The organism is Desulfacinum infernum DSM 9756 (genome assembly GCF_900129305.1).
GTDB classification, from domain to species: Bacteria; Desulfobacterota; Syntrophobacteria; order Syntrophobacterales; family DSM-9756; genus Desulfacinum; species Desulfacinum infernum.
Genome location: NZ_FQVB01000012.1, coordinates 66036 through 77414, shown reverse-complemented (window position 1 = coordinate 77414; position 11379 = coordinate 66036). Strand labels below are relative to the sequence as shown.

Genomic DNA, 11379 nt, shown 5'->3' with positions numbered 1-11379 from the left:
CGGTGGAACCGGGAAATTTGAATTCTTCTTAGACCTTTTGGCGGGCCTCATCAAGTGGGAGCGTAGCGGGAATGGAAACCGCCAATGAACGCTAATGGACGCAAATGGGTTTTCGCGAGGTTTTGTGAGTGGGGTTGCGCTCCTTCGACGGCCGTTGTAAGCAGGAAAAAAGGCCGAGCCATGTCTTTCCGAGCGGAAAAGGATGCCGATGGAGAGGAGGGATTGAAGGATGGGGGAAAAATACAAGTTCTACACGCCGGTTCGGGTACGCTACGCGGATACGGACGCCCAGGGCCATGTCTTCTTTTCCAATTATCTCATCTACTTCGACCAGGGACTCACCGATTATCTCAAGGCCGTTGACTACAGCTACGACAAGCTCCTCCAGGACGGAATCGACTTCTTCTACGTGGACGCCCAGTGCAGCTACAAGGGAAGTGCCCGGTTCGACGAGGTGCTGAACGTCCACACGCGCCTGACCCATATCGGCAACACCAGCTTTACGTTCCAGTTTGCCATCTACAAGGCGGAAACCGACGAGTTTATCGCCTCCGGCCGGATCACGGCCGTGGCGGTGAGTGTCGAAACCCGCCGCCCCGTGCCCGTTCCGGAAGGGCTTCGGCGCGCCGTGGAAGTCTACGAAGGGGAACCGCTGCCCGCGTGACTTCAGCCGCGCGGCATTGGCTTTCGTGCACCTTATTTCAACCCTGAATTGGACGGTTCTTTCTAATGGACAGCTCCTGAAGGGCGGGCGTAAAGCCCGCCCCTGCAAAAAGCCCCGGATCCATTGGGTAGGGGCGGGGTTTATCCCCGCCCGCTAATCACGCGGTGTAAGAGACACCCGAAGAAAAAATCGCTCAGATTAGGTCAACGATTCTTCCCCTGTGCGAAGTCCTGACGGGCCGGCATAAAGCCCGTCTCTACAGGAATGGATGGATCTCCCCGGGGTAGGGGCGGGGTTGATCCCCGCCCGCCGATCACGATGTGTTAGGGAAACCCGGGGAAGGAAAGCACTCCGTTGAATAGTCCGCGACCTCGTTCCGTTCGTGCGCACGGCCTGTAGGGGCGAATCATCATTCGCCCCTACAGACGACCGCCGACACGGTTTTCCTCGGAGGACTTGTGCGCTGCCCCGTTGAGGGTCTGCCTCCCTTGACTTGGAGATGCTCTCCTGTTAGAGGGTTGGAAGTCGCAGGTGCACTTCGGTGCCTAAGAGGGAATCCCGTGGGAATCGGGAACGGGCCCGCCGCTGTGATCGGGGACGAAAGCTGCTCGCATGCCACTGCCGCAGTGTTTGCGGTGGGAAGGCGCAGCCGGTAGGACGATCCGAGAGTCAGAAAACCTGCCTGCGACGCGAGGTGCCGTGAAAGCCCCGAGGTATGGGCCGGCGGTGCCGAAACGGATGGGGATGAAAAGGGGAGATCCCGGGTTCCGTGGGGAACCCGGGATTTTTTTGGTCCGAGCGTCGAAAAGGCGGGCCCCGGCGCCGGAAAAGCGCGGCGTGACAAGCCGGAACAAGGGAGGAAAAAAGATGCGGGTGCAGAAGGGGCTGGTCATGGGTTTGCTGGTGGTCCTGCTGGGGACGGCGGCGGCCGTGAACGCCGGGGCGCAGGATCAGGCGGAGGCCGTTTCGCTGGGTGATGTGGTGGTGACGGCCACTCGGACGCCGACACCGGAAGGGGCCGTGGGCGTCTCCCATACCGTCATCACGGAAGAGGAGATCCAGGCCCGTCAGGCGGCGGACGTGGCGGAGCTCCTGCGGGACGTGGCGGGAATCACCCTGGTCCGGCAGGGATCTCAGGGGGCGCAAAGCGTGATTTTCCCCCGAGGCGGTGAAAACAACTTCACCATGGTTCTCATCGACGGGGTGCAGGTGAACCTGGGCGGCGGCGACTTCTACTGGGAGACACTCAGCACGGACAACATCGAACGGATCGAGATCATTCGGGGCCCCCAGAGCGCCCTCTACGGGTCGGATGCCATCGGCGGTGTCATCCAGATCTTCACCAAGTCCGGCTACGGTCCGCCGTCGGTGGAGGTCTCCACGGCCCACGGCGCCCGTTCGGAAAACGGCAACTACCTGGGCGAACAGCACCTGCGTGTCTCGGGCGGAAACGACCAGATGGGATTTTCCGTGGCTTACGGTCGCATCGACGATGGCGGCGCCCTGGACATCAACAACGACTACTGGAACAATACCCTGAGCGCCCGGTTCGACCTCTTCCCGAAGGACAACTGGGAAATCACCCTCACCGGCCGCCTCAACGACAGCCGCTATGAATACCCCACGGAAAGCATCGGGGACAAATACAGCCCCCTGGATCCCGATCAACACGAGCGGGAAATGGACACCGTCGTGGGCCTCACCACCCGCGTGCAGGCCACGTCGTGGTGGGAAAACGTGGCGAGTGTGGGCTATCACCGGAACGATCGTGAGATCGACGACCCCTACAATCCGGAAACGGATTTCTACGCATGGAACGGGGAATATGAAGAGACGAGAACCACTTTCGATTATCATGCCAATCTGACTTTTTCTCCTGCGGATCCTGTTTCGTCCGTTCTCACTTTGGGCTACGAATACGAGCGGGAAACCTACCATCAGGAAAGCACGGACTTCGCGACCACGAAACTGACGGCCGATCGAACCAACGATGCCCTCTACGTCCAGGAGCAACTCTCGTTTTTCGATCGCGTCCACCTGGTGGGAGGCTTTCGGGTGGAAGACAACAGCGCCTTCGGTACCGAGGTGAGTCCCAGGGGGTCGATTGCCGTGGATATCCGCGAGACGGGAACGAAGCTGCGGGCCGCTGCGGGCAAGGGTATCAAGGAACCCACGTTCTATGAGAACTTCGCCGACGATGCCTGGACCCTTGGAAATGAGGACCTGGATCCGGAAACGGCGGTTTCCTGGGAAGTGGGCGTGGACCAACGCCTGTGGGAGGACCGGGTGACGATCGGGCTCACCTACTTCGAGAGCCGTTACAAGGACCTCATCGCCTATGTGCCCACTCCCTATCCGGCACCTCCGGTTCGGACTCCCAACTTCTTCAACGTTCAGGAAGCGGAAAGCCGGGGAGTCGAACTGGCAGTGAAGGTGCGCGCCATGGAGAATGTGACACTGGGCGGTTCCTATACATTTCTGGATACCGAAGTGACCGACGATGGGGGTCTTGGCTCCGTGGCCTTCAAGGAAGGAAAAGACTTGATCCGCCGCCCGTCCCATGCGGCTTCCGGCTGGATCGACTGGCGTTGGGGTGGGTTCCGGACGTTCGTCAAGGGCCTTTATGTGGGCGAGCGGGATGATGTGTACTGGAGGGTGGCGGAAAGAGTGGAGCTGGACGACTACTTCGTGCTGGACGCCACCGTGTCCTACCAAGTGCCGGCGCCTGCTCCCATCAAGGACATGGAGGTCTTCGTGAAGGGATCCAACATTCTGGACGAAGACTATGAAGAGGCGTTTGGATTTACGGCGCCGGGAGCCAGCTTCATGGCGGGGCTGTCTTTCAAGCTGTAGGAGAGCTTGTGGTGGGAGCCTGTCTGAAAGCGCCGGGGATGCCCTTTTCTCGTAGCTGCGGAGACATCCCCGGACGTCGGGTGGGCCGTTGGATGTTGCCTATCATGTCCTGGGCCTATGATGGCCCCTTTTTCGCGGGGCTGAAGCCCCGCGGCTACGAAAGAGGTCAGCCTAAATTCGCCGATTCGTCCCCATCGCCAGGTTCCGCCAGGCGGACGCAAAGCCCGCCCCTGGAAAGGCAGAAGGACCAGCTGAGTAGGGGCGGGGTTCATCCCCGCCCGCTAATCGCGCGGAGATAAGTAGAATACAGCGGTCGAATCGCTCCATTTGGGGTAGATTTTTGCGGGCTCCAGACGGAAGCCCGTTCTCGGACAGGATTTGAGACTGCGAGTGTCCGTTACCTCCGGGGCGAAAGGCAATTGAATGAGGGGATGGGGCGTTGAGGTGCATTGGGAAAGAGCCATAATTTTGGATCCTTGTGCGAGCGGACCGCTTGATCGGTATCTGACGGGAAGACATCAGGACAAAGGGCGAGGCATCGATGCGGATGACTGAAAACGCTGATGGACTCTTCCTCGCTCGGGCCTCGAAGATGGGGGCGTTGGCGGTGCTGGCGGCCCTTGGTCTCTGCCTGGTCACCGGCCGGCCGGCGGCGGCCGCGGAGGTGGTGGACCTGGTGGGCCGGCGCGTCGCCGTGCCCGATCATCCGCGCCGTGTGGTGAGTCTCGCTCCCAGCCTCACCGAGATGGTCTTCGCCCTGGGGGCGGGAGACCGTCTGGCGGGTGTGAGCCGCTACAGCGACTATCCGCCGCGGGCGGCGGAGCTACCCAAGGTGGGTTCCTACGTCCATCCGGACCTGGAACGGATTGTGGCCCTGAAGCCGGATCTGTGTCTCGCCGTCAAGGACGGAAACCCCAGGGAAGCCGTGGAACGCTTGGAAGCGCTGGGAATCCCGGTCTATGCCGTCAATCCTAAGAATCTCAAAGACGTGATGGACACCATGACGGCCTTGGGACGGGTCCTGGGCCGGGAACAACAAGCCCGGGAGATCGTGGGATCCATGGGCCGCCGGATCCGGGCGGTGGAAGAAAAGATGGCGGGTGTTTCCGGCCGTCCCCGGGTCTTTTTCCAGATCGGGACGTCCCCCATCGTTTCCGTGGGAACGGAGACCTTCGCGCACGAGATCATCACTCTCGCGGGCGGAATCAACGTGGCGGAAGGGCCGGATCCCTATCCCCGGTTCAGCGTCGAGCAGGTCCTGGGCCTTCGACCGGAGGTGATTGTCATCTCTTCCATGGACCGCAGCCGAATCCACCGGGAGATCCAAGCCGGCTGGATGCGCTGGCAGGGGCTTCCGGCCGTGGAAAACGGCCGGGTCTTTCTGGTGGAATCGAACCTTTTCGACCGGCCCACGCCGCGGCTCGTGGACGGCTTGGAGGTGCTGGCCCGACTTCTCCACCCGGAGGTCTTTCATGGGAACCCCTGAAGTGCGGGTGAACGCGGACGCGGTGGCCCGGCCGGTCACTTTGGGCCGGGTCGCGGTCGTCGCCGTCTCGCTCACGGTCGTCCTGCTGGCCGCCATGTTGCTGGGCCTGGCGGTGGGATCGTCGGGGGCGGACCTCCAATCCCTGCTGAACGTCCTCATGCTCCGAAACACCGGAGATCCCACCCTTCACACCATCGTCTGGCAGCTTCGCTGGCCCCGGGTGCTTCTGGCCGTGGAGGTGGGCGGAGCCCTCTCTCTCGGCGGCCTGGTCTTCCAGGCGCTTTTGCGAAATCCGCTGGCCGAACCCTACATCCTGGGCACGTCGGGCGGCGCGGCGGTGGGGGCCATCATCGGCATCCTGCTGGGCCTTTCCCAGTTTCCCGGCGTGAGTCTCACGGCGTTTGCGGGGAGCATGGGCGCGCTGGTCCTGGTCATGATGCTCGCGTCCGGCAAGGCGGTGCTCCGAAAGGATTCCCTGCTCCTTTCGGGAGTCATGGTGAACGCCTTCTGTTCGGCCCTCATCCTCTTTTTCGTTTCCACCACCCAGGACGCGCGCCTTCACAACATCCTTTTCTGGCTCATGGGGGACCTTTCCCGGGCGGATCCCGACCAGGGACTGCGCCTGGCCGCCATCGTCCTGCCCTGCGCCGCCGCTGTTTTCGCCCTGGCCCGCCCCATGAACCTGCTGCTCCTGGGCCGCGATGCGGCCGAAAGCCTGGGGGTGCACGTGCGCCGCGTGAGCTGGGGGCTCCTGGTGGTCACGTCCGTGATGGTGAGTGCGGCCGTGTGCGGAAGCGGCCTGCTGGGGTTTGTGGGCCTGGCCGTACCGCATCTTCTGCGCCTCATTTTGGGGCCGGACCACCGGGTGCTGGTTCCCGCCTGTCTTCTGGGCGGCGGGGCCTACCTGGTGGTCTGCGACGCCCTGGCCCGGTGGATCCCCCGGCAGGGGGAAATGCCCGCCGGGGTGGTGACGGCCATGATCGGAGCTCCGCTCTTCATCGCTCTTCTGAGAAGGTCGGCCCGATGAAGGAAGCCGCGGTCGTCCAGGATGTGAGCGTCTCTTACGACCGGGACGAGGTGATCCGGAATCTCACCTTTTCCGTCCGGATGGGAGAGTTCTTCATCATCGCCGGTCCCAACGGGTCGGGCAAGAGCACGCTCCTGAAGACCCTGGCGGGACTTCTGCGACCGTCCCGGGGAAGGATCTCCCTTTTCGGCCGCTCGCTTGAATCCTACGGCCGGCGCCGCCTTTCCCACACCGTGGCCTACATGCCCCAGACGGTCCCCCTCGATTTCCCTTTCACCGTGGCGGAAGTGGTGCTCATGGGACGATCCCCCCATCTGGGCCTCTTCCAACTGGAAGGCCGCACGGACATGGAAAAGGCCCGGGAAGCCATGGAGCGGACCCATGTGGCCCACCTGGCCGGGCGGCCCATGGACCGGCTGAGCGGCGGGGAACGCCAGCGGGTCTTCCTGGCCCAGGCGCTTTGCCAGGAGCCCCGGCTCCTCCTGCTGGACGAACCCACGGCGGCGCTGGATCTCAAGCACCAGGTGCACCTCATGGATCTTCTGGAGGAGCTTCGTGGCGACAAGGAAATCACCATCGTCATGGTCACCCACGACATCAACCTGGCGGCCATGTACGGGGACACGGTTCTCTTGCTGAAAGACGGTCGGTCGGTGAGCCTGGGGCCGCCCGCGGAGGTGCTCACCTTCGACGCCCTGGAAGCCGCCTACGGCTGCGTGGTGCTGGTGGACGAAAGCCCCCTGGGGCGGTTCCCTCGGATCACCCCGGTGCCGCGCCGATACCTTGGGAAGGATTGAAGGATTGAAGGATCAGAGGATTAAGGATTGAAGGAATGCGGCTTGACATGGCCCTGGGGGTTGTTCTAGAAACGGGTCGTCGGCTGGTGCCACGAAGGCGCCGGGTTGCCGATCCATTTCCCGTCACGGAAGGCCGAGGGCGTCCGTGTCCGCCCGAAAATCGAGGACCACGAAGGTCGAAGCTCTGGAAACGGAGGATCGACTCTCGTGGTTTTTTTGTGGGTAAAGGATGAAGTCGCCGGGAGATAAGGGAGCGGGGCGTTTGCGGTTCTCCGCGATTGCGGTCGCCGTGGTGCTGGGGTTGGGGTGCCTCGTTCCGATGGTGGAAGCGGCCCGGGTGGTGCGCCGGGACACCAACGCCGACGGGAAGGTGGATCAAATCGTGCGTCTGGACGATGGCGGCGCGGTCCAACGCCTGGAGGTGGATGGGGACGGCGACGGGTTTTTTGAAACGGTGCAGCACTACCGCAACGGGGAGCTCGTCCGGCTGGAAACCGATGGGGACGGAGACCGCCGCCGGGAGACCCGTTTCCTCTATGAGCAGGGTGTCCGGGTTCGGGCGGAGATGGATGACGACGGGGACGGAAGGGCGGAGCGCGCCGTGGACTTTCAGGGAGACCGGCGTCTTCGCGACTATGAAGACACCGACGGGGACGGGCGGTTCGACCGGATCCTAAGCTATCTCGATCCCTTTTGGCCCCTGGTGGAAGAACGGGACGGAGACGGGGACGGATTCTTCGAAGAACGGAGCACTTACCTGGACGGGATCCTGAGGGAGCGGGAGGTGCACGGCGCGGATCCTCCCTACCGAGCGGAATCCTACGACGCCCGGGGACGTCTCTTTCTGGTGGTGGAGGGGGATGCGCAGGGCAAGCGCGTGCGCTCCGTCTGGACCTTCGACCCGGAAGGGAGGCCCGCGTCTTGCCTGGAGGACCGGAACGGGGACGGCCGCATGGACCTGTGGGGTCGCTATGAAGCTGGCCGGCTTCGGTACCTGGCCGAAGATCGAAACGGAGATGGCCGGCCCGATGCCTGGACGGAATACGACAGCGTTGGCAAGGAAGTCCGTGTCCGGCGGGATGTGGATTACGACGGCGCGGTGGATATCGACAGGAAGGAGAACGGCTCGTGATCGATTTTCTGGCCAGAGGGGGCGTGCTGGTCATTCCCATTGTGCTCTGTTCCGTGCTGGCCCTGGCCATTTTTCTGGAGCGCACCGTGCGCTTTGCGGTGCTGCGCCGCCGGGGCCGGAACGTGGCGGAACGGGTGGTGATCCTGGTTCGGGAAGGCCGCTGGGAGGAAGCACGCCGGACCGCCGAGGGAAGCCGTTCCCCCATGGGCCGGGTTCTGGCTCAGGCTCTGGAAGTGGCCGGGGCGGACCGGGAGACGGTGGAAACGGTCCTGGTGCATGGAATCGAAGAGGAAGTGCGGGATCTGTCCAGGTATCTTCAGGCGTTGGCCACCATCGGCAACATTGCGCCCATCCTGGGGCTTTTGGGAACGGTCTTGGGGATGATCAAGGCCTTCATGGCCATTCAGGAACTGGGGGGCAAGGTGGATGCGTCCATCCTGGCGGGAGGCATCTGGGAGGCCATGCTCACCACCGCCTTGGGCCTTTCGGTGGCCCTGCCCGTGATCGTCGCCCACAGCTATCTCGCGAGCCAGGTGGATCGCTATGAAGCGCGGCTTCAGCGGGGAGCCGTGCGATACCTCAAGAGCCTGGCCGTTTCGTCGGGGGATTAGGCGCCATGTTGGTCCATCCCAGGAAAAGACCCCGTTACACGCCCCAGGCGCCCCTCACGGCGCTCATCGACATCGTGTTTCTCCTGTTGATCTATTTCCTGTTGACCACCAACTTTCTGGCCGACGAGGGGATCCAGGTGAACCTGCCCCGGGCCACTTCCGCTGCGCCCAGGGAAGTGGAGGAAATGACGGTTCTCGTGGATTCGGACGGAGCCGTCCACGTGGGGGGGCATCCGGTGGCCCTCGGGGAGCTGTTTCAGGCCGTGGAAGAGCGATTGGCTTCCGATCCGGAAACGGTGGTGATGGTCAAGGCGGATCGCTCCCTGGTGCTGGACCGGGTGGTGCAGGTGATGGACGTGATCAAGGAGGCGGGAGCGTCCCGGCTGCGTCTGGCCACCGAAAGGGCCGAAAGAGGAATGCCATGAAGCCGCAGCGCATGGGCACCGAAAGGGGCGGAGAACGGGCGGCGGAAGGCGGCCGGAGCCGCATCAACAGGCTGCTCTGGTCCTTTCTGGCGGTATCCCTTTTGGTCCATGGCTGGGCTCTGGCGGTGGTTTCCCGACACCTGCAGCGGGAGCCGCTACAGATCATCGAGCTGGAATGGACCGCGCCGGCGGAGCCGAAGGTAGAGCCCGGACCGCCGCCCATGGGTGTGCGTCGGCAGGAGCCCGTACGGCCCTTGCCCGTGCCGGAGGTCCAGCCCGCGGTGGCCAGGGTCCCAGAGCCTCCGGAACCGCCGAAGCCGATCCGAACCGTGGAAAGCCTTCGGCCCACCGTAGTCCCGGAGGTGGCCCCGCGCCCGCGTCCCCAAGTGAACCGCCGGACGGTCCCGATGGAGGTTCCGGATCCGAAGCCGGCAGCACGGGAGGTGGAAACGGCCCCCTTGGTGGCTTCCACGAATCCCGCTCCCCGGGTGGCTGCCGGGGATCCACAGGGGGTGCCTTCCGAGGCGGTCCGGGGAAATCCGGGGGACGCCCTGCAGCGTTTCTTGGCGGAGGTGCGCCGCCGTATCGCCCGCCACAAGCACTATCCGGCCGCGGCGAGGCGCCGCCAGCTGGAAGGCCGGGTGACGGTCCGATTCGCCATCCGCCCGGACGGGTCCGCCGACGGGTTGAAAGTGGTGGAGAGCTCGGGGGTTTCCGTGCTGGATCGGGCGGCCCTGGAGGCCGTTCGCCGGGCGGCTCCGTTCCCCGGCTTTCCCCGGCAGGTGTCGGACCGGGCCTTGGAAGTGGAAATCGGGGTTGTCTTTGAGTTGACGTGAGTCACGTAAGGTATCATGATAAGGCGTTGGTTAGCCAAAAAACCGCGCGGCCGGTAGCGGCGGCGGAAGAAGGCGATAGAGAAACCTTATGAAACGAATCTGTGTGATCGACGGCCAGGGAGGGGGCATCGGTGCCACCCTCATCAAGTACCTGAAGGAGGCCTTCGGGGAATCGGTGGAGATCGTGGCCCTGGGAACCAATGCCATCGCCACGTCCCAGATGCTCAAGGCGGGAGCCAACCGGGGGGCCACGGGGGAAAGCGCCATCTGCTGGACCGTGCGAACAGCCCACTGTATCGTGGGGCCCATTGCCGTGACCTGGGCCAACAGCATGCTGGGGGAGGTGACGCCCAGCATAGCGGAAGCCATCGCCTCCAGCTCCGCCCTCAAGGTGCTCATCCCCCTTTCCCAGGAAAACGTGGAAGTCGTGGGGGTGGTCAAGGAGCCCTTGCCCCACCTGGTGCAGGCGGCCGTGCAAGGCAAGATCAAGGAAGTGATCCAGGATGTGTGAGACCCGACTGCCACCAACGCTTTCCGATAGGGCTCTTGGAGGCTAAGGTAGAGTGGTAAGGTGCCCGACTGGCTACGAGAGCTCATGAAATGGGAAACCTGAATTGGACGGTTCTTTCTCATGGACAGGTCCTGAAGGGCGGGCGTAAAGCCCGCCCCTACAAAAAGCCCCGGACCCATTGGGCAGGGGCGGGGTTTATCCCCGCCCGCTAATCACGCGGTGTAAGAGACACCCGAAGAAAAAATCGCTCAGATTAGGGGAAAACAAAAACTTCTGGGCAGGCTGCTGAGAGGGTCAAAAAATGTTCGGTTCTTGGAAGTGCAGTCTTGCCTTGAGGCATTAGGTTTTAAGTTGGCTCGGGTCAAGGGAAATCCCCACATCTATGTTCACCCTGATGTTCCGGAGATTCTGAATATCCAAAATGTAGATGGTAAGGCTAAACCTTATCAAGTACGACAGCTGTTAAGGCTGATTGAGAAATATGGTCTGCAAGTTCGGGATTGAGGCATGAGAGATTATCACATCAACCTTTTCTACAGCGACGAAGATGGGGGCTACATTGCCGATATTCCTGATTTGGAATTCTGTTCGGCGTTCGGCGCCACGCCGGAAGAAGCCCTTCGGGAAGTCCTGAAAGCGAAAGAAGCCTGGCTTGCGGTTGCGCGGGAAGAAGGTGGGCCCATTCCTCCCCCGCGATACAAGCCCGTGATCTACCAAACAGCCTAGCCGTTAACCGCCATTCGGCATGTGAGGGCGGTGAACGACAAGATGAATGGGACCGTTAGGGAGGTGATCCAGGATGTGTGAAGCCAATGCGTATTTGGTGCGAAACGGTGAGGAAGAGCTGATCATGGAGTCGGTGGACATCATCGAGCCCGAATCGGAAGATACCTGGCGCCTGGTGGGGATCTTCGGGGATCGAAAGACCATCAAGGGGCGCATCAAGCAGATGAACCTGGTGGACCATAAGATCCTTTTCGAACAGTGAACTTCGCGATGACTTGTGAAGAACCGGCCTTTCACGTCGCGCCGCCCTG

At 62.6% G+C, this 11379-nt stretch carries 13 protein-coding genes and 1 riboswitch; all 13 genes read left to right on the top strand.

Annotated features, from left to right (window positions below):
• Window positions 1-229 precede the first annotated feature (229 nt).
• The 13 genes from BUB04_RS07410 to BUB04_RS07350 all read left to right on the top strand — a co-directional run bounded on the left by BUB04_RS07410 (window position 230) and on the right by BUB04_RS07350 (window position 11330).
• Window positions 230-664: an acyl-CoA thioesterase gene (locus tag BUB04_RS07410; protein WP_073038359.1), complete on the top strand. Its 435-nt coding sequence runs from the start codon at window positions 230-232 to the stop codon at window positions 662-664.
• Window positions 665-1176: 512 nt separating this feature from the next.
• Window positions 1177-1364, top strand: a riboswitch (cobalamin riboswitch).
• A gap of 167 nt (window positions 1365-1531) precedes the next feature.
• The gene (locus BUB04_RS07405; protein WP_178371937.1) at window positions 1532-3517 is read left to right on the top strand and encodes a TonB-dependent receptor plug domain-containing protein; all 1986 of its coding nucleotides are present in this window, start codon (window positions 1532-1534) and stop codon (window positions 3515-3517) included.
• 547 nt (window positions 3518-4064) lie between these two features.
• On the top strand, window positions 4065-5003 hold the full coding sequence (locus BUB04_RS07400; RefSeq protein ID WP_178371936.1) for an ABC transporter substrate-binding protein: 939 nt from the start codon (window positions 4065-4067) through the stop codon (window positions 5001-5003).
• Complete coding sequence (locus BUB04_RS07395) at window positions 4990-6030, top strand: FecCD family ABC transporter permease (protein WP_084076286.1); 1041 nt, start codon at window positions 4990-4992, stop codon at window positions 6028-6030. The genes BUB04_RS07400 and BUB04_RS07395 overlap by 14 nt, the downstream gene beginning before the upstream one ends.
• Window positions 6027-6827, top strand: a complete 801-nt coding sequence (locus BUB04_RS07390) for an ABC transporter ATP-binding protein (RefSeq protein WP_073038356.1) — start codon at window positions 6027-6029, stop codon at window positions 6825-6827. Before BUB04_RS07395 ends, BUB04_RS07390 begins: the two co-directional genes overlap by 4 nt.
• A 262-nt stretch (window positions 6828-7089) precedes the next feature.
• Entirely contained in the window at window positions 7090-7959 is an 870-nt protein-coding gene (locus BUB04_RS07385; RefSeq protein WP_073038355.1) for a hypothetical protein, read from the top strand.
• Window positions 7956-8570, top strand: a complete 615-nt coding sequence (locus tag BUB04_RS07380; RefSeq protein ID WP_073038354.1) for a MotA/TolQ/ExbB proton channel family protein — start codon at window positions 7956-7958, stop codon at window positions 8568-8570. Before BUB04_RS07385 ends, BUB04_RS07380 begins: the two co-directional genes overlap by 4 nt.
• Window positions 8571-8575: 5 nt before the next feature.
• A complete protein-coding gene (locus tag BUB04_RS07375) occupies window positions 8576-8995 on the top strand; it encodes an ExbD/TolR family protein (protein WP_073038353.1) in 420 nt (139 codons plus the stop codon).
• Window positions 8992-9831, top strand: coding sequence for an energy transducer TonB (locus BUB04_RS07370; protein WP_073038352.1), 840 nt, complete (start codon window positions 8992-8994; stop codon window positions 9829-9831). The genes BUB04_RS07375 and BUB04_RS07370 overlap by 4 nt, the downstream gene beginning before the upstream one ends.
• Window positions 9832-9919: 88 nt before the next feature.
• Window positions 9920-10342 carry a DUF3842 family protein gene (locus BUB04_RS07365; RefSeq protein WP_073038351.1) on the top strand — a complete coding sequence of 141 codons (423 nt, stop codon included), beginning with the start codon at window positions 9920-9922 and terminating at the stop codon, window positions 10340-10342.
• Window positions 10343-10660: 318 nt separating this feature from the next.
• A complete protein-coding gene (locus tag BUB04_RS20270) occupies window positions 10661-10846 on the top strand; it encodes a type II toxin-antitoxin system HicA family toxin (RefSeq protein ID WP_353743179.1) in 186 nt (61 codons plus the stop codon).
• A 3-nt stretch (window positions 10847-10849) separates the two neighbouring features.
• A complete protein-coding gene (locus tag BUB04_RS07355; protein ID WP_073038349.1) occupies window positions 10850-11068 on the top strand; it encodes a type II toxin-antitoxin system HicB family antitoxin in 219 nt (72 codons plus the stop codon).
• Between the two features lie 73 nt (window positions 11069-11141).
• Window positions 11142-11330, top strand: coding sequence for a CooT family nickel-binding protein (locus BUB04_RS07350; protein WP_073038348.1), 189 nt, complete (start codon window positions 11142-11144; stop codon window positions 11328-11330).
• Window positions 11331-11379 lie beyond the last annotated feature (49 nt).